At 64.5% G+C, this 18,211-nt stretch carries 20 protein-coding genes; 8 read left to right on the top strand and 12 right to left on the bottom strand.

Features of this window, described 5'->3' with window-relative positions; genetic code table 11:
• Positions 1–117: 117 nt before the first annotated feature.
• The gene (locus KY496_RS23395) at positions 118–2,280 is read left to right on the top strand and encodes a TonB-dependent siderophore receptor (protein ID WP_219862662.1); all 2,163 of its coding nucleotides are present in this window, start codon (positions 118–120) and stop codon (positions 2,278–2,280) included.
• A 15-nt stretch (positions 2,281–2,295) separates the two neighbouring features.
• Positions 2,296–2,595, top strand: coding sequence for a hypothetical protein (locus KY496_RS23390; RefSeq protein ID WP_005668145.1), 300 nt, complete (start codon positions 2,296–2,298; stop codon positions 2,593–2,595).
• A gap of 47 nt (positions 2,596–2,642) precedes the next feature.
• Here the strand turns inward: KY496_RS23390 and KY496_RS23385 are convergent, their stop codons facing one another.
• The 4 genes from KY496_RS23385 to KY496_RS23370 all read right to left on the bottom strand — a co-directional run bounded on the left by KY496_RS23385 (position 2,643) and on the right by KY496_RS23370 (position 5,716).
• Entirely contained in the window at positions 2,643–3,227 is a 585-nt protein-coding gene (locus KY496_RS23385; RefSeq protein ID WP_005668143.1) for a TerD family protein, read from the bottom strand.
• A 12-nt stretch (positions 3,228–3,239) separates the two neighbouring features.
• The gene (locus KY496_RS23380) at positions 3,240–3,935 is read right to left on the bottom strand and encodes a TIGR00266 family protein (protein WP_005668141.1); all 696 of its coding nucleotides are present in this window, start codon (positions 3,933–3,935) and stop codon (positions 3,240–3,242) included.
• A 47-nt stretch (positions 3,936–3,982) separates the two neighbouring features.
• On the bottom strand, positions 3,983–4,558 hold the full coding sequence (locus tag KY496_RS23375) for a TerD family protein (protein ID WP_005668140.1): 576 nt from the start codon (positions 4,556–4,558) through the stop codon (positions 3,983–3,985).
• Between the two features lie 108 nt (positions 4,559–4,666).
• Positions 4,667–5,716, bottom strand: a complete 1,050-nt coding sequence (locus KY496_RS23370) for a DUF475 domain-containing protein (RefSeq protein WP_184235497.1) — start codon at positions 5,714–5,716, stop codon at positions 4,667–4,669.
• A gap of 119 nt (positions 5,717–5,835) precedes the next feature.
• Between KY496_RS23370 and nhaR the strand changes: the two genes are divergently transcribed.
• The 5 genes from nhaR to KY496_RS23345 all read left to right on the top strand — a co-directional run bounded on the left by nhaR (position 5,836) and on the right by KY496_RS23345 (position 11,016).
• Positions 5,836–6,744, top strand: a complete 909-nt coding sequence (gene nhaR, locus KY496_RS23365) for a transcriptional activator NhaR (protein WP_005668138.1) — start codon at positions 5,836–5,838, stop codon at positions 6,742–6,744.
• A 58-nt stretch (positions 6,745–6,802) separates the two neighbouring features.
• Entirely contained in the window at positions 6,803–8,155 is a 1,353-nt protein-coding gene (locus KY496_RS23360) for a hemolysin family protein (protein WP_071360340.1), read from the top strand.
• A 108-nt stretch (positions 8,156–8,263) separates the two neighbouring features.
• Complete coding sequence (locus tag KY496_RS23355; protein WP_219862660.1) at positions 8,264–9,067, top strand: alpha/beta fold hydrolase; 804 nt, start codon at positions 8,264–8,266, stop codon at positions 9,065–9,067.
• A gap of 6 nt (positions 9,068–9,073) precedes the next feature.
• A complete protein-coding gene (locus tag KY496_RS23350) occupies positions 9,074–10,630 on the top strand; it encodes an ATP-binding protein (RefSeq protein ID WP_219862658.1) in 1,557 nt (518 codons plus the stop codon).
• A gap of 26 nt (positions 10,631–10,656) precedes the next feature.
• Entirely contained in the window at positions 10,657–11,016 is a 360-nt protein-coding gene (locus KY496_RS23345) for a hypothetical protein (protein ID WP_219862656.1), read from the top strand.
• 52 nt (positions 11,017–11,068) lie between these two features.
• Here KY496_RS23345 and KY496_RS23340 read toward each other — a convergent pair whose 3' ends face one another.
• The 7 genes from KY496_RS23340 to KY496_RS23310 all read right to left on the bottom strand — a co-directional run bounded on the left by KY496_RS23340 (position 11,069) and on the right by KY496_RS23310 (position 17,038).
• Positions 11,069–11,752, bottom strand: a complete 684-nt coding sequence (locus KY496_RS23340) for a PEP-CTERM sorting domain-containing protein (RefSeq protein WP_005668132.1) — start codon at positions 11,750–11,752, stop codon at positions 11,069–11,071.
• Between the two features lie 127 nt (positions 11,753–11,879).
• The gene (locus KY496_RS23335) at positions 11,880–12,956 is read right to left on the bottom strand and encodes an AI-2E family transporter (protein ID WP_005668131.1); all 1,077 of its coding nucleotides are present in this window, start codon (positions 12,954–12,956) and stop codon (positions 11,880–11,882) included.
• A gap of 30 nt (positions 12,957–12,986) precedes the next feature.
• Positions 12,987–13,577, bottom strand: a complete 591-nt coding sequence (locus KY496_RS23330) for an SCO family protein (protein WP_005668130.1) — start codon at positions 13,575–13,577, stop codon at positions 12,987–12,989.
• A 1-nt stretch (position 13,578) separates the two neighbouring features.
• Positions 13,579–14,472: a heme o synthase gene (cyoE, locus tag KY496_RS23325; RefSeq protein WP_005668129.1), complete on the bottom strand. Its 894-nt coding sequence runs from the start codon at positions 14,470–14,472 to the stop codon at positions 13,579–13,581.
• Positions 14,473–15,657: a heme A synthase gene (locus KY496_RS23320; protein ID WP_219862654.1), complete on the bottom strand. Its 1,185-nt coding sequence runs from the start codon at positions 15,655–15,657 to the stop codon at positions 14,473–14,475. It abuts the gene before it with no gap.
• 42 nt (positions 15,658–15,699) lie between these two features.
• Positions 15,700–16,257 (bottom strand): SCO family protein, encoded by a 558-nt coding sequence (locus KY496_RS23315; protein WP_184235518.1) that lies wholly within the window; start codon positions 16,255–16,257, stop codon positions 15,700–15,702.
• Positions 16,258–16,294: 37 nt separating this feature from the next.
• Positions 16,295–17,038: an SURF1 family protein gene (locus tag KY496_RS23310; RefSeq protein ID WP_071360348.1), complete on the bottom strand. Its 744-nt coding sequence runs from the start codon at positions 17,036–17,038 to the stop codon at positions 16,295–16,297.
• A 33-nt stretch (positions 17,039–17,071) separates the two neighbouring features.
• Here KY496_RS23310 and KY496_RS23305 point away from each other — a divergent pair, with 33 nt between their 5' ends.
• Complete coding sequence (locus KY496_RS23305) at positions 17,072–17,272, top strand: twin transmembrane helix small protein (protein WP_005668124.1); 201 nt, start codon at positions 17,072–17,074, stop codon at positions 17,270–17,272.
• A 42-nt stretch (positions 17,273–17,314) separates the two neighbouring features.
• Here KY496_RS23305 and KY496_RS23300 read toward each other — a convergent pair whose 3' ends face one another.
• The gene (locus tag KY496_RS23300; protein WP_005668122.1) at positions 17,315–18,187 is read right to left on the bottom strand and encodes a cytochrome c oxidase subunit 3; all 873 of its coding nucleotides are present in this window, start codon (positions 18,185–18,187) and stop codon (positions 17,315–17,317) included.
• Between the last annotated feature and the right edge of the window lie 24 nt (positions 18,188–18,211).

Here is an 18,211-nt window from a genome sequence, read left to right as displayed (position 1 = left end):
AGGGCATCCGCAGTCCTTGTCAAGCATGAAAACGTGTGAGCGCTACAGTGACATTTGGCGCATTTTCGGCGAACTTTCGTTGATAGGATCGACCGGTTTGGTATTGGATTCAATCGGATGCACCATCGTCTCGCCTGCCTGTTAGCCCTGTATTGCACCTGCGCGCATGCCCAGACCGAGGCGAGCGCGCCACCCCAGCAAGTCGTCATCAGCGGCGCCCAGACAGACGTCGAGGCGGGCCAGGATTTCGTCGCCGGAAAAATCATCATCGGCCAGAAGAAAATCGCCGACAGCGGCCTGCAGAATACCGGCGAACTGCTCCGGCGCGAGCCCGCGATCAGCGTCGACAAGGGCGGCCGCATCGGTCTGCTCGGCCTGCCCGGCTATACCCAGGTGCTGGTCGATGGCCAGGCGCAGACCGGCGACTACATGAACATCGACCTGATGCGCGTCGAACGCATCGAGATCGCCAAGACCACCACCGCAGCCACCGGGCCGTTCGGCATCGCCGGCACCATCAACATCGTCCTGCGCAAGGCGCAGCGCAAGACGTCGTCCAGATTGCACGGCAATGTGCGCACCGAGGGCGGCAGGAAGGGCATGGACCTGACCTGGTCGACCACCGGCGTGAGCGATGACTTCAGCCATACCTTCATGCTGTCGCGCTGGCGCAGGTTGTCCACCGCAAATGGCAGCTATGTCCAGACCCGCGAACGGCCGGGCTCGGACGTGGCCCGTGAGTACGAAGGCGAAGCCCATACCCCGGGCCTGTTCGAATCGATCAGTGCGAGCGGTGTGCTGGCCTGGGCCCTGGATGCCGATCACACGCTGACCTTCAGCCCGGAAATCGCGCGCGCCAACTCCGACAATGACAGCCAGGAACAGCGGCGCTGGCTGTCCGGCCCGACCTCGTTCGCGAACCAGACCGGGACGAGCCCCACGAACAATCTGCACCTGCCCTTGCTGTGGAACTGGAAGATCGACCCGGACAGCAGCCTGGCCGTCAAGCTTCTTGCCAGCGGCTCGCGTTCGGACAGCCGCCTGCGCCGGGACGAAATATGGTCGCCGGGCGGCCCGCGCCAGCGTGTCAATGACCAGGACCAAAGCACGCGCAACTACTTCCTCGACCTCGACTACGCCATCGAGACCGAGGATGGCCACCGGATCAGCGCCGGCGCCAAGTTCGCGCGCAACGAAAGCGACAGTAGCCATACCGACCTGATCGACGGCCGTCCAGACCCCAGCCTGGCCGTGCTGGGGCCGGAAACGGCATCCCGCCTGACCAGCGTCCGGTTGTTCATCCAGGACGAATGGCGGATCAACCGGCGCTGGGCCGTCAACCTGGGCGCGTCAGGCGAACGACGCCATTACCGCCTGGTCGAGGGTCCGGTCGACAACCGTCCGCGATTCGACCTGTGGTCGCCGTCGGCGCATGTCTCGCACCGCATTGGCGGCAATCGCAAGCGCCAGCTCAGGGCCTCGCTGGCGCGCAGCTACCGCACGCCCTTCTTCGACGAAATGCTGCTGCGGCCCACGATCAATCCATATGCGCCATGCCCGGCCCAGGGCTTGTGCGGCGCCAACGGCATCGACCTGGCCGACAGCAGCGGCAATCCCGCGCTGCGGCCGGAACGCGCGCTCGGCCTGAACCTGTCGTATGCGCACGGGTTCGGCCGCGACAGCGAGGTCAGCGTGGAATTCCATGCGCGCGACATCGGCGACAAGAACGGCCAGGAGGTCGCGCTGGTGGACGTGCCCTGGGCCAGCGTGCCGCGCTACGTGATCCGCCAGGCCAACCTGGGCCAGGCGCGGATACGCGGCCTGGACCTGGAAGCGCGCCTGGCGGGCAAGGATTTCTCGCCAACGCTGGCGAACCTGGAACTCTCCGGCAGCATCGGCCTGGCCGACTCGACCCTCAGCGACCTGCCCGGTCCCGACAACCGCATTGCCGGGCAGTCGCCCTGGCGCGCCAAGCTGGGCGGCAGCTACGCGCTGCAGTCGCTGCCCGTGAAACTGGGCTTCGATGCCAGCTACCTGCCCGAGGACTGGGTGCGCAGCAGCGTCAACCAGCGCGTCTACGAATCGAGCCGGCGCGTGCTGAACCTGAATGCGAGCTGGAACGTCAGCAAGAGCACCGTCTTGCGGCTCAACCTCGACAACCTGCTGGCCAGGCGCAAGGCCCGCATCGACGAATACCTGGAGCAGGACAGCATCGTCCGCCTCTCGGCCTGGAACGCAAACCACGCGCGCATCGTGGTGCGTTTCGAAACCAGCTTATGACCGGAAAGGAAACACATGAAAAAGATTGTCGCGCTGTGTGCATTGGCATGCATGTTGTCGAACACCGCGTTTGCCCAGAAAACCTATAACACCAGGTCGCAGTGCATGCGCAACTGCGCCGAGGTGGGCCCGTCCGATGCAAAGCGGGAAGCCTACCAGCGCAAGATCGCCGAACTTGACCGGAAGAAAAATGCAGAAACCGATCCCAAGAAGCTGGCGCTGCTCAAGGATGAAGAGGAATCGGTCATCGACAAGTACGAAGCCGATTCCGAAAAGCTCTGCCGTTACATTTGCGACGGCATGCCCGAACAATAAAAAACCGGGACCTCGGCCCCGGTTCGGTCGTTTGGCGAAAAAGCCGGTTACAGGTGCACCGTAATCTGCGGCATCAGATCGTCGAAGGTCCGGCCAGTGCCGTTCTCGCCGATCGCATGCATCTTCCACTCGCCGTTGTGGCGGTACAGCTTGGCCATGATCTGGGCCGAGTGCGAGCCGGTCACCGACAGGTTGAAGCGCGCCACCTCTTGCTGGTTCGCTGCGTTGATCAGGCGGCAGTAGGCGTTCTCGACGGTCGAGAAGTTCTGGCCGGTGAAGCTGTTCACCGTGAACACCAGCGCCTTGACGTTCGCCGGCACGGCGTTCAGGTCGACGCTGATCTGCTCGTCGTCGCCATCGCCGGCGCCGGTGCGATTGTCGCCCGAGTGCGAGATGCTGCCGTCGCGGCTCTTGAGCTGGCGGAACCAGACCACGTCCATCGGGCGGTTCGACTCGTCGAACATCACCACCGAGGCGTCGAGGTCGACGGCTTCGGACTTGCCGCCGCCGAAGCCGAAGAAGCCCTTCGACTTGATCGCGTCCCAGCCCAGACCCATGGTCACGCGGGAGAGGCCGCCACCGGCTTCCTTGTCCAGGGAGATCTTCTGTCCCTTTTGCAGATTGACTGACATTGTTATAGCTCCTTATTTTGCGGGCGCCTGCATCCAGGCCTTGAATGCGGTGCGGTTACGCGAACACACATATACCTTGCCACGACCCGAGAAGCGCAGGACCATGCCCTCGCCGCTGGTCTGGCTGTTGATCAGGTTGCCCAGGAAGCCGCCGCTGGTGCCGGTCGTGATCGAGATCTCGTAGCGCAGGGTGCTGTCCCAGCACACCACGTGCGAGTTGTCGATGATCGCGTCCTTGCCCGGCTCGACCTCCAGGACCGACATCGAACCGAAGCCCGACACCACCACCTGGCCCTGGCCGCCCGTCTCGGTGACGAAGAAGCCGCCGCTCTGCGCGAACAGCGCGTTGCCCAGGCTTTGCGTGCGCACCCGCAGGTCCACGCCGGACGTGGCCGCGACGAAGGCGCCATCGCTGATGATGTAATTGTTCGGACCGACGTCGACGATCTGCATCGCGCCCGGCAGGGTTGGCGACAGCAGGCAGTCGCCTTCGCCACGGGTCGCTTCGATGTGCTGCTGGAAGAACGACTCGCCGTTGGCGAAGGTGCGCATCAGCGCGCTACCGAGGCCACCCTTCATCTTGCCCTTGAGATCGAGGGTCGATTCCATCATCACCATCGCGTCGGATTCGCAATAGATGGTCTCGCCCTGCTTCATCGACACGTGCAGGAAGGGATCGACGTCCCCGGTCACGGTAAAAACTGGCATTTGGCTTCCTTTCATGAGGCGGTTCCTTGAACCGCCCCTACATTACCTTAAACGTTCACGCCGTAGTTGCGGGCCAGTGGGCCCAGGCCGCCGTTGAAGCCCTGGCCGATCGCGCGGAACTTCCAGTCGGCGCCGTTGCGGTACACCTCGCCGAAGATCATCGCCGCTTCGGTCGAGCTGTCTTCCGACAGGTCGTAGCGCGCGACTTCCTGGTTGGTAGCGTTGTTGACGCAGCGGATGAAGGCCTTGCCGACCATGCCGAAATTCTGGCGACGGGCTTCGGCGTCGTGGATGGTCACGCCCAGCACGACCTTGTCGACGTCGGCCGGCACCTTGGTCAGGTCGATGGTGACGAACTCGTCGTCGCCTTCGCCGGCGCCGGTGGTGTTGTCGCCCGAGTGGACGATCGAGCCGTCGGCCGACTTCAGGTTGTTGTAGAAGATGAAGTCGCTGTCCGAACGTACCTTGCCCGACGAATTGAGCAGGAACACCGCGCCGTCGAGGTCGAAGGCTGCGCCATCGGTTGCGCGAACGTCCCAGCCGAGGGCGACTTTCAGCGAAGTCAGGCCCGGGGCTTCTTTCGACAGGTTGACGTTGCCGCCTTTTTGCAGACTGATTGCCATGATGAGACTCTCCTAGTTAATGAACACCGGGTTGCAAACGCAGCGAGCTGGTGTTCAGCCACTCGCCGCGGATTCTGGACCGCTCCGGCGGGAGCGGTCATTTGTCATTTACGCACCGCTTTCCAGCGCCGCGTGCTTTTTCTTGTACTGCAGCGAACTCCACAGCGAAGCCAGGATGAAGGCCACGCCGACGCCGCCGGTGATCAGCTCGGGCACATGCCACTTCATGCTCGCCAGCATGATCACGGCCAGGATGCCGATCGCGTAGTGCGCGCCATGCTCCAGGTAGACATATTCGTCCAGCGTGCCCTTGCGCACCAGGAACACGGTCATCGAACGCACGAACATCGCGCCGATCGCCAGGCCCAGCATGATGATCACGACGTCGCTGGTGATCGCGAAGGCGCCGATCACGCCGTCGAACGAGAACGAGGCATCCAGCACTTCGAGGTACAGGAAGCCGCCGATACCGCCCTTCTTGACCGCGTCGCCGACGGCGCCGGCTTCGGACTCGCTCTTTTCCAGCATGCTGCTGAGCATGTCGACACCGACATAGACCAGGATGCCCCACATACCTGCGATCAGGACGACCATCTTCTGCGCTTCTTCAACATAAGTCATGCTGAACAGCAGCGCGGCGATCGCGATCATGACGGCGATCGAGGACACCTTGCCCAGCGCGCCGATCTTGGCTTCGAAGTTGCCCAGCCAGTGGGTTTCCTTCTCGTCGTCCAGCATGAAGTTCAGGAACACCAGCAGCAGGAACATGCCGCCGAAGGCCGCCACTTCGGCGTGGTGGTTGGTCAGGTGGGTCGAGAACGCCTTCGGATCGGTCAGCGCCAGGTTCCACACTTCGACGGCGCCCAGGTCCGCGGCCACGGCCACGATCACCAGCGGGAACACCAGCCGCATGCCGAACACGGCGATGATGATGCCGACGCCCAGGAACAGCTTGATCCAGAACTCGTCCCAGCCCTTGAGCACCGAGGCGTTGACCACGGCGTTGTCGAAGGACAGCGAGACTTCCATCACCGCCAGGATGGCCGCCACGCCCAGCGCGGTGAACGCGGCGCTCATGCCGCCATGCTCGAAGCCCCACCATGCGGAGAGCGCGAGACAGACTGCGGTCACGATGAATGACCAGGTAAAGTACTTCATAAGTTTTTCCCTCTTATAAAAGTTATACGCCAACAGTGTCGGCGAGCTATATTGTAAAAGCTTGGCGCTTATTGAAAAAGCGAAGATAATCGAAATATTACTTCCGAAAAACAGAAGCCATGAACCACGCGCCACCCAATTTCCGTCACCTTTATTACTTCTGGGTGGTTGCCAAGGAAGGCAGCATCACGCGCGCCGCCGAGCGCCTTGGCCTGGCGATCCAGACTGTCAGCACACAGCTTACCTTGCTTGAACAGGCGTTTGGCAAAGCACTGTTCAATCAGCAAGGCCGGCGCCTGAACCTGACCGAGGCCGGCCGCCTGGCGCTGTCCTATGCCGACCAGATCTTTCTTCTGGGAGAACAGATGCAGGAAGCGCTGGACGCCTCGGACAGCGCCCGCATCCGGCTCGCGGTGGGCATTTCGGATTCGCTGCCCAAGTTCACCGCCTACCGCATGCTCGAGGTGACAACCCAGCTCGCCATTCCGGTGCGCCTGGTGTGCCATGAAGACGAGTACGAAGCCCTGCTGGGCGACCTGGCCCTGCACAAGCTGGACGTGGTGCTGACCGACCGCGCGGTGCCGACCGGGACCACGCTGCGCGTGTTCAGCCACCTGCTGTCCGAGAACGAGATGTATGTGGTCGGCGCCCCGGCCCTGGCCAAGAACTACCGCAAGGATTTCCCGGCCTCGCTGCATGGCGCCCCGATCCTGCTCCCGACCCGCAACAATGCCCTGCGCGGCAAGATCGACGACTGGTTCGAGCGCCATGCGATCCGGCCCGACGTGGTCGGCGAGTTCGAGGACAACGCCCTGCTCAATACCTTCGGGCGGCGCGGACTCGGCCTGTTCTTCACCCCGGCGGCGCCGGTGGCCGACATCAAGGTCCAGCTCGGGGCCGAGCTGGTGGGCCGGGTGCCCGAGGTGCGCGAGCACTTCTATGCGATCTCGAACGAACGCAAGATCAAGCATCCGGCGGTCGAGGCCATCCTGGCCGCCGTGCACAAGGAAGCGCTTGACAGGGAATAAAGACAAGTCAGGTTGTACAATGACCCCTGGCTTTGCCTTTTGTTAATACAAAACCAGTATGGAAAACATTTTATTTGTCGTTCTCGCCTTCTTCCTGGTGGCGCTGAACGGCTTCTTCGTGGCGGCCGAGTTCAGTATCGTCACGCTGCGCAAGACCCGCGTGCGCGCGATCGCCAAGACCACCGGCCTGCGCGGACGCATCCTGGCCAAGGTCCACGGCCAGCTCGACGCCTACCTGTCGGCCTGCCAGCTCGGCATCACCCTGGCCTCGCTGGGCCTGGGCTGGGTCGGCGAACCGGCCTTCGCCAGCCTGCTCGAGCCGGTGTTCGCCTTCCTCGGCGTCACCTCCGAGGAACTGATCCACGGCGTGTCCTTCGTGGTGGCCTTCTCGGTGATCTCCTTCCTGCACATCGTGGTCGGCGAACTGGCCCCCAAGTCGCTCGCGATCCGGCTGCCGGAATCGGTGGCCCTGTGGTGCGCGATGCCGCTGTACGGCTTCTACTGGGCGATGTACCCGGCGATCGCCGTGCTCAATGCCAGCGCCAACGCCGTGCTGCGCATGGCCGGCCTGGCCGGCGCCGGCGGTCACGACACCCACTACTCGCTCGACGAGCTCAAGCTCATCCTGCGCACCAATACCAACACCACCACGCCGGGCGAGCAGATCACCCAGGACGACCGCAACATCCTGGCCCAGTCGCTCGACTTCAGCACGCTGCAGGTATCCGAGCTGATGCGGCCGATCAACGAGGTCAGCGCCCTGTACGCCAGCCGCTCGCTGGAAGAAAACCTGGAAACCGTGCGCCGCAACCGCTTTTCGCGCTACCCGTATTTCGACGAGGAAGGCGAGGAAGTGCTGGGCATCATCCACCTGAAGGACCTGTATTTCGCGCTGCAGGCGGGCCGCCCGGTCACCGACCTGACGCAGTTCCTGCGCCCGGTCGAGTCGATCTCGGCGCGCACCCCGGCCCAGGACATCTTCCGGCGCTTCCGCGGCGGCGCGCCGCACTTCGCCCTGATCGGCGAAAAGGGCAAGCGTCCGGTCGGCTTCGTCACCCTGGACAACCTGCTGGGAGCGATGGTCGGCGAGATCCGCGACGAGTTCCGGATGAACGAAAACGACTGGCTCAAGCAGACCGACGGCACCTATATCGGCAAGGCCAGCCTGCCGATCTTCTCGCTCGAACGCCTGCTCGGGATCGACATCGACAACGAGCAGATGGGGCTGGAAGACGTCGAATCGGTCGGCGGCCTGCTGATGGAAAAGCTGGGCGACATCCCGAAGCAGGGCCAGCGCATCGCGTTCCCGCATTTCGACGTCGTGGTCAAGAAAATGAACGGGCCACGCATTTTGCTGGTCAAAGTCATACCGCAATTGACCCGCTTAAATGAAAACGACGAGCGCGATTGAAACGTTTACGCCCCTTTCCACCCTGATTGCATGCTGCCTTTGCTGACTTTGCAGACAAAAAATGTTATTTTCAGTGCATGGCTGCGTGAAAATATTAGAAGGCATTAAATGTCCGTCAAGACTCGCAACAACGTCCACGTGACCGGCCAGGGAGCGGCCACGATGGTGTTTGCCCACGGTTTCGGCTGCGACCAGACCATGTGGCGCTTCCTCGCGCCCTGCTACCAGGACCGGTTCCGCGTCATCACCTATGACCTGACGGGCTCCGGGGGCTCCGATCTGGCGGCCTACGACCGCGCCCGGTACGCGTCGCTGCACGGCCATGCCGACGACCTGCTCGAGGTCGTGGAAGAGTTCGCCACCGGACCGGTCGTGGTGGTCGGCCACTCGGTCAGCGCCATGATCGGCATGCTGGCCACCATCGCGGCGCCCGGGCGCTTCGCCGCCCAGGCCATGATCGGCCCCTCCCCCTGCTACATCAACGACGGCGACTACGTCGGCGGCTTCAGCCGCGAAGACATCGGCGAGCTGCTCGACACCATGGAAGCGAACTACCTGGGCTGGTCGCAGAGCCTGGCCCCGGCCATCATGGGCGCGCCGAACCGGCCCGAGCTGCGCCAGGAACTGACCGACAGCTTCTGCCGCAACGATCCCGAGATCGCGCGCCACTTCGCCTGCGTCACCTTCCTGTCCGACCACCGGCCGGACGTGGCCAGGTCGACCGTACCGGCCCTGGTCCTGCAGTGCAGCGACGACCTGATCGCGCCGCGCACGGTCGGCGAGTGGCTGCACCGGCACCTGCCCAGCAGCAGCCTGGCCGTGATCGACAACGTCGGCCACTGCCCGCACATGAGCGCGCCGACCGCCAGTTCGCGCGCGATCGACGTCTTCCTGGCGCAGACGCTGCGCTAGCCTTCGATGAACGCCGCCCTGCCCGCCGTCGATGCCTTTTACGAGCAGGCGGCGTGCGGGCTGCTGGCGACCGATGCCGGCGGCATGATCGTGCGCGCCAACGCCACCCTCCACGCCTGGCTCGGCGCGCCATCCGATGCCCTGACCGGCAAGCTGCGTTTCCACGACCTGCTGTCGGTAGGCGCCCGCCTGTTCCACCACACCCGCTGCGTGCCGTTGCTGCAGCGCGAAGGCGCGGTGAACGAAGTCCAGGTCGACCTGCTCACCCTGGACGGACGGCACCTGCCGGTGCTGCTCAACATCGTGCGCCATCCCGGCGCCGACGGCGCCTGGCTCGACCACTGGGCCGTGTTCAGGTCGAGCGGACGCCACGCCTACGAACATGCCCTGCTCGGCGCGCGCAAGGTGGCCGAGGAAGCGCTCGAGGCCCAGCGCGCGGCCGACCTGCAGCTGCAGGCGCTCAACCTGCAACTGACGGCGGCCGACCGCCGCAAGGACGAATTCCTGGCCACCCTGTCGCACGAGCTGCGCAATCCGCTGGCGCCGATGCGCAGCGCGGTCGACGTCTTCAAGCTCAAGTACGGCAGCGGCGCCGACGAGCGCCTGCTGCAGGCCTTCGACCGCCAACTGCGCCACCTGACACGGCTGGTGGACGACCTGATGGACGTCTCGCGCATCACCCAGAACCGGATGCGGCTGCGGCGCACGGCGGTCGACCTGGCGCCGCTGGTGCGCGGCGCGGCGCAGGACATGGCCCCGGCCATGGCGGCGGCGCGCCATACGCTGCGCCTGTCCGTTGGCGACACGCCGCTGGTGGTCGACGGCGACGCCACGCGCCTGGCGCAAGTGGTCATCAACCTGCTGGCCAATGCCGCCAAGTACACGCCGGACGGCGGCCAGATCGACGTCGAACTCACCTGCGCGGACGGGCACGCCGAACTGCGCGTGCGCGACAACGGCATCGGCATTCCGCCGGACGCGCTGGGCGCGGTCTTCAATATGTTCGCCCAGCTCGAACCGGCCCTCGACCGGGCCAGGGGCGGGCTCGGCATCGGGCTGGCGCTGGCGCGCGGCATCGTCGACCTGCATGGCGGCGCGATCCTGGTCGAGAGCGCCGGGCCCGGCCTGGGCAGCGAATTCACGCTGCGCCTGCCGCTGGTCGCCGGCTGCGCCGCGCCGGAAGCCGCCGCGGAACCGGCCGCGCCGGTCTCGCCCAGGCGGGTGCTGGTGGTGGACGACAACTTCGACACCGCCGAGACCATGGCGCTGGCGCTGGAACTGTTCGGCTGCGAGACGCGTATGGCGCACACCGCGGCCGCCGCGCTGGACGTCGCGGCCGAATTCGCGCCCGACGTCGCCCTGCTCGACATCGGGCTGCCCGACTACAACGGTTACGAACTCGCGCGGCGCCTGCGCGCCCTGCCGTCCGGCCTGGACATCACGCTCGTTGCCGCCACCGGCTGGGGCCAGGACAAGGACCGCACGCTGGCGCTGGACGCGGGCTTCGATCACCATTTGACCAAGCCGATCGATTTCGAGCAGCTGCGCCTGCTGTTACGATGAGCGCTTGTGAACTTCGAGCACGATCCATGACCATCCGGTTTTCCATGCTTCCCGGGCTGGCTGCAGGCCTGTTGTGCCTGGCTTCGCTGATGCATGCGGGCGTCGCCGCCGCCTGCGAGCGGCGCTATCCCGACGCCAATGGCGACGACCGCACCCGCCACGTCGCCCTGTCGGCGCGCTGGCCGGACGCCCAGATCCTGCAGAACCTGCGGCTGCAGATCGACCGCGCCGAGGTCAAGCAGAGCGAGAGCAGGGACGCGCTCAAGACCGAGTATGGCTACTTTGGGCGTTCGGTGACGATCACGCGCTCGGTGAAGAACGGCGTCGAGGTGCTGTTGCTGGAAAAAGGCAGGGACAAGCTGGTGTGGAAGCTGGGAACCTGTTGATTCTGGACGAAGCCGCTTCCGGCACCGGATACAACCGACCGGAAGCAGGACATCAAGACCGCGGACGGCGGATGAACAAGCCCAGCATGCCCACACCCAACAAAGCCATCGATGCCGGCTCGGGAATCACGCGATCCAGCGGCTCCACGCCGATGATTGGTGGCGGAAGGATGAACTCGCCGCCTGTGTAGGCGTGGAACTGGAGGTTATCGAGGCGATCAGTATTGAAGCTGATATGTGTGGCCATCGCGTCGCCATATGCCGAATAGACACGATAGCTACCCATGGTCCCAAGATGCGGAAAGCCGCAGAAACTCGGGTTGGTCGGGCAGTAAGGGTTACCGTTGCCGGAGACCCAAGTGTATGGTTCGTAAAACCCATCTTCGAACAACACATTCACTCCGCCGCCATCGACGTCATAGCGCGCTGCGTTAAACGAGATGTAGTACTTGTCGCTGCCCAGAGCTGCGCGCAGCTTGGCTGGGTCAATCGTCAGCTCCACTGGCCCTCCAAGGAAGGCGCCGCGCGGCGTATGCATGACATACTCGTTGCGAAAGCTCAGACCGTAGTCATGGTAGCCTTGGCGATTGTGGCTATCGCGCCCACCGCTATAGAAATCCCCGATCTGGCTGTGCGAAATGAATGCCTCGAAATCCAGAACGATGCTTCCGGCCTTGGCGGGAAGCGCGCTTGCCAGCAGCAGCGCGCCCAAAGCGCCGGTCAGTCGTTTATTCATGATCATCCCTATATTTGTTATGGAACAATCAACATAGCAAAATTCGCGCCAACTAAATTAGCTCAATGAAAATAACCATTTATCCCGACACAGGGATCGCACTGTAAAAATCTCCGACAATTGCCAGCTATTCGTGAGCATGATCCCCCTCGTGCTTAACGATCGGATCCTCGGTCCCGGTCCATTCGCTCATCAGCGAATAGCCAACCGCCAGCAGCACCGGCCCGATGAACATGCCGACGAAGCCGAAGGCGATCACGCCGCCCAGCACCCCGAGCAGGGTCAAGAGGAACGGCAGGCTGCTGCCGCGGCTGATCAGCATCGGCCGCACGACGTTGTCGACGCCGCTGATCAAGACCGTGCCCCAGATCGCCATGAAGATCGCCCAGCCCGTCTCGCCATGGGCGAACAGCCACAGCGTCGCCCCACCCCACACCAGCGGCGGGCCGAGCGGAATCAGGGACGTCAGGAACACCAGCACCGACAGCAGCGGCACCGCCGGCACCCCGGCGATCGCGAAGCCGACCGCCGCCACCAGCGCCTGGGCCAGCGCCGTGCCGAGCAGGCCGTACATCACGCCGCGCACGGTCTGGCTGACCGTGTGCTGGATCGATTCGGCGCCCTCGCCCATCACCTTGCGCATCGTCACCGCGATCACGGCCAAGAGCGCATTGCCGTCGCGGTACAGGAAAAAGCTGACGAAGGCGGCCAGGCTCATCTGCACCACGCCGGTCCCGAGCATGATGCCGCCCTTGACCAGCCAGATACGGGCCGGCTCGATCATGCGCTGGGCCAGCGCCAGCATCTGCTCGCGGCTGGCGATCAGGTCGTGCAGGTAGGTGTCGATCGTTTCGCCGAGCAGGGGAATGTCGCGGATCCAGGCCGGCGGCGCCAGTTCGCGGTGCTCGACCAGGACGCGCAATTCGTTGAAGCCGCGCGCCACGTCGTCGCCCAGGTTGTAGGCCACCATCGACAGCGGGATGATGAACAGCAGGGTCAGGGTGAGCGTCATCGTCAGCGCCGCGATCGTGCGCTGGCCGCGCAGTTCGCGCAGCAGGCGCAGGTACAGGGGCCAGGTGGAGATGGCGACCGCGGCGGCGAACAGGATGGCCGGCAGGAAGGGACGCAAGACATAGAGACAGCCCAGCGTCAGCAGGACGACGATGGCGATGCGGGTGTAGTTTCTTCCGGGTCGCGCTTCCATGCCGTCCTGTGATGAATGATGTTTACATCATCATAGCAGTTGGCGCAGGTCGTGGGCGATGAGCGCCGGGCCCTGGCCGTGGCGCACGAACAGGCGCAGGCGGCCCTGCTTGTCGAACACGAAGCTGCCGGCCGTGTGGTCCACGGTGTAGCTGCCGGGATCGGCGCCCGGCACCTTGGCGTAGAACACCTTGAACTCCTTGGCCACCTTGGCGGTCGCGGCGGCGTCGCCATACAGGCCGATGAAGCGCTTGTCGAAGGCCGGGACGTAGTGCGACAGCAGTTCCTGCGTATCGCGCTCGGGGTCGACGGTGATGAACAGCACCTGCACGTCGTCGCTCGACGGGCCCAGTTCCTTCATCACGGTGGCCATCTCGGCCATCGTGGTCGGGCAGACGTCGGGGCACTGGGTGTAGCCGAAGAAGACCACCACCACCTTGCCCTTGAAGTCTTCGAGGGTGCGCGGCTTGCCGGTGTGGTCGGTGAGCGCGAAACCCTTGGCGTAGTCGACGCCGGTGACGTCGGTGTTGTGGAAGGCTGGCGGCTTGTCGCTCAATTTTTCGCAACCGCTTGACAGCAGCGCGACGGCCGTGAACCCCACTACGCTCAAGAATTTTTTCATGTCAGAACCTGAAGTAATGGTCGACCAACAAGGCCGCGAACAGCAGCGACAGGTAGACGATCGACCAGGTGAAGGTCTTGCGCGCCGCCATATCGCTGTAGTTGCGATGCACCCGCCAAGCGTGGCGCAGGAAGATGGCGTTGAGCGGCACCGCCGCCGCCAGGTAGATCAGGCCGCTCATGCCGACCGCGAACGGCAGCAAGGTGGTCGCGGCCAGGCCGATCGTGTACAGCCACACCTGCAGGCCGGTGAATTTCATGCCGTGGGTGATCGGCAGCATCGGCAGGCCCGAGCGGGCGTAATCTTCGCGCCGGTACATGGCCAGCACCCAGAAATGCGGCGGGGTCCACATGAAGATGATCAGGACCAGCAGCCAGGCTTCCATCGGCACCTCATTGGCCACCGCGGCCCAGCCCAGCGCCGGCGGCATGGCGCCCGACAGGCCGCCGATCACGATGTTCTGCGACGTGTTCGGCTTGAGCAGCAAGGTATAGATGAAGGCATAACCGACGAAGGTGACGAAGGTCAGCCACATGGTCAGCGGATTGACCAGCGTGTACAGGATATACATGCCCAGGCCGCCCAGCGCGACCGAAAAAGTGATCGTCTGCGACTGGCTCAGCTCGCCCGAGGCGGTGGCGCGGCGCGCGGTGCGCGCCATGCGCGCGTCGACCTCGGCCTCGACCAGGCAGTTTACCGCGAAGGCGGCGGCGGCCAGCAGCCAGATGCCGACCGTGCCGGCGACCAGCGTCTGCCAGCCGGGGAAGCCGTCGGTGGCGAGGAACATCCCGATCACGGCGCAGAACACCGCCAGCTGCGTCACGCGCGGCTTGGTCAGGGTCCAGTATTGCGAGAACCGGCTCGGAGGCTTGTGGATGGCGGTCTGGGTCGTCATTTAGGGTGCTTGCTGGCGCAACAAGGCATTGCCAAATTCGGGCGCCGGAGCGGCGCGGGCCGCGTCGAGTTGGAACTTCACCCGGTAGTTTAACATGGTCACCAGAATGACAAGCAGGGCGGCCCCGGCGTTATGCATGACGGCGATCGCCAGCGGGAAGTCGAAATACACGGTGGCGATGCCGGTGAACAGCTGCACGACCATCACCAGCAACAGCCGGCGCGCGGTCGTGCCTACCTCAGGCAGATGCCAGGCGCGCCAGGCCGCCAGGCCCAGCACCAGCACCACCGCCAGCGCCAGCGCGAACGCCCGGTGCACCCAGTGGATCGCCACCAGGGCCGAGAACGGCAGGTAATGGCCTTCCTTGGTCATGCCCAGCTCGCGCCACAGGTGGAAACCATGCTCGAAGTCGAGTTCCGGCACCAGCGCGCCCTGGCACAGCGGGAAGGTGTCGCAAGCCATGGTGGCGTAGTTGGTGCTCACCCACCCGCCGAGCGCGATCTGCGTGACCAGCACGACCGCCGCCAGCAGCGACAGGATGCGCAGGCCGCGCAGGCGGCGCACGAGATCGCGCATTTGCTCCATACCGCGCGCCAGCGGCGGCGGCTTCAACAGATAGTCTTCGCGGCAGCCCATCCATACCAGCATCGCCAGCAGCATCATGCCCAGCAACAGGTGGATGGTGACGATCACCGGCTGCAGCTTGAGGGTGACGGTCCAGGCGCCGAAGGCGCCCTGCACCAGCACCGAGACCAGCAGCGCCAGCGGCATGGCCGGCTTGAAGACCTCGTTATGGGTGCGGCGCCATTGCTTGACCGAGGTGAACAGCAGCGCCAGGATCAGCGCGCCGATGCCCATCGCCAGGTAGCGGTGGATCATCTCGATCCATGCCTTGGCGACGGTCACCGGGCCGGTCGGCATCGCCGCTTCGGCGGCGGCGATGTGCTCATGGGCCAGGAAGGGATTGGCTTCGCCATAGCAGCCCGGCCAGTCCGGGCAACCGAGGCCCGAGTCGGTCAGGCGGGTGAAGCCGCCGAACACGATCAGGTCGAAGGTAAGGAACACCATCACCCAGACCAGCTTGCGGTATTTATTGGGGTCGGCCGACATCCAGACGATCGCCAGCGGCAGGCTGGCGACAAGCAGCCCCATCAGGAGCAGGTGAAGCAGTGAAGACAGATCCATGTGTTTCTTTTAACTATGACTGTGAAGCGCAAGCTGGAAGGCTCAACCGATGGACGAGGCCTTGAGCAGCTTGACGATGTCCTTGTAGACGCGGCCCGGTTCCGGCTGGTAGGGGAAGCGCATCATGAGGTTGCCGAGCGGGTCGATCAGGTAGATGTGGTCGCCCATCTTCTGGCCCGGCGCGACCGGCAGCCATTGCGCCACCGTCGCGGCGGGCGCGCGCAGCAGTTCCATGCCATCGTATTCGCGCATCAGGACGGTATCGAGCGGCTCCTTGTCGGTGATCAGCCAGACGCGCTCCATGCGGTCCATGTTCTTGCCCTGCATGGTGCGCCACTGGCGCATCGCGTACAGCTGGCGCTGGCACTCGTCGTCGCAGGCGCCGCCGCCGACGCGCAGCATGACCCACTTGCCCTTCAGGTCGGCAAGGGTGCGCGGCTTGCCGTCGAGCGTGGTGGTGGCCATCTCGGGAATCGGCAAGGAGCGCGCGTCGAGGATGGTGCCGTAGTTGGTGCGGCCATCCGGCTTGACGATATAGAACGTGATGTAGGACACGATGATCGGCAGCGCGCAGATCAGCAGCACGAACAGCAGTTTCATGCGCCCACGGCGGCGCGCAGCCTCAGGGGCCTTGGGGTCAGCGATTTGTTCTTGAGCCACGTCGAAATCCCGTCATTACATAAAAAATCAGGGCCAGCGCCGCCAGTGCATACCACTGGAAGGCGTAGCCGCGGTGTTTGTCGATGCCCGCGGAAGGCACGGGCCAGTCGCGGCCGAGCGCATCGCGCCGGCCGGCGGCCTGGGTCTGCTGCACCAGGAAGGGCTGCAGCTTCAGACCACTGGCCGCGGCGAGCGCCTCGGGCGTCAGGTTCTGGACCAGGGCGCCGGGCGCCAGCGGCGGCTCCTCGCCCAATTCCATCACCTTGCCGGCGCTCGCGACGATCCTGCCCTTGAGCAGGAGCGGGCCGGCGGGCGTGGCGAACGCGGGCAGCTTGCCGTATTCGGCCCCGGCGGGTCGCGGCAGCCAGCCACGCAGCACCAGCACGTGCGTGTCCGAACCCGCTATTTTAAACGGCATTGCGAGATAGAACCCGGACTGCGCTCCGGACCGGGTCGTCATCGGGCGATTGGCGAGGAAGACCGGCCAGCCGGCGACGAATTCGCCCTGCAGGCGCACGGTCCGGAATTCGTCGTCCGGACCGATCCTGGTGGAAGGCGTGAGTTCGAGCGGCGGCTCGGCGGCGCGCGCCAGCTGGCGCGCCTGCAGCCCGGTCTTATAGGCGGCCCGGCCCTGTTGCCAGTTGCCGAGCAGGATGCCGATGATGGCCACGAGCAGGGCCGCGGCGAAGGCGACGGGGCGAAAACGGAAGCCGAACCGCATTACAATGAAGCCTCAACCTTTCGCGGGTCCACCATGAAAATCTTCGTCGCCATCGCCTTCGTCCTGATCCTGGCCAGCCTTGGCTCGGCCCTGTTCTTCCTGATGCGCGACAAGGGACGCAGCAACCGCACCGTCAATGCGCTGGCGCTGCGGGTGGGCCTGTCGATCGTGTTGTTCCTGTGCCTGCTGGCGGCGCACCAGTTGGGGTGGATCGCGCCGACCGGCTTGCGGTAAGGTGGGCGGGTTCCCCGCCCACGCGTTCAACCTACGCTTGCGTCACAACCAATATACAACAACGTACAGCCCCAGCCACACCACGTCGACGAAGTGCCAGTACCACGCGGCGCCTTCGAAACCGAAGTGGTTATCCGCCGTAAAGTGCCCTTTCATGACGCGGTACAGGATCACCGCCAGCATGATCGCGCCCATCGTCACGTGGAAGCCGTGGAAGCCGGTCAGCATGAAGAAGGTCGAGCCGTAGATGCCCGAGGTCAACTTCAGGTTCAGGTCCCGGTAGGCGTGCATGTATTCGTAGACCTGGAAGCCCATGAAGACCGCGCCCAGCAGGATGGTGGCGGCCAGCCAGAACGCGGTCTTGCCGCGATGCCCGGCGCGCAGCGCATGGTGGGCGATGGTCAGCGTCACGCCCGAGGTCAGCAGCAGCGCGGTGTTGATGGTCGGGATCGGGAACGGTCCCATGGTGCGGAAGCCGTCGACGATGTGCGCCGGGCCGGTGTTGCCCCATTGCGCCGAGAAGTCGGGCCACAGGATCTGGTGGTCGAGGTCGGCCAGCCAGGGCATGCTGATCGCGCGCGCGTAGAACAGCGCGCCGAAGAAAGCGCCGAAGAACATCACCTCCGAAAAAATAAACCAGCTCATCGACCAGCGGTAGGACAGGTCGATGCGCTTGCCGTACAGGCCCGATTCGGATTCGCGGATCGCGTCGCCGAACCAGAAGTACAGCACCACCAGCATGGCGACGATGCCGGCCAGGCACACGGGCGGCGCCCATGACATGCTGTTGACCCAGCCGGACGCGCCGGCCATCGTCACCAGCATCGACAGGCCGGCCAGCAGCGGCCAGCGCGACGGGCCGGGGACATAATAGTAAGGCGCGGCGCCTGGGGAACTCACTGGTGACGAACTCATGTTTATCTCCTCTGTGATGCTATT

Origin of the sequence: Massilia sp. NP310 (assembly GCF_019443485.1) — a bacterium.
Classification (GTDB): Bacteria; Pseudomonadota; Gammaproteobacteria; order Burkholderiales; family Burkholderiaceae_D; genus Telluria; species Telluria timonae.
Note: the sequence above shows the minus strand (reverse complement) of the source record. Positions and strands in the feature narration are given on the sequence as shown.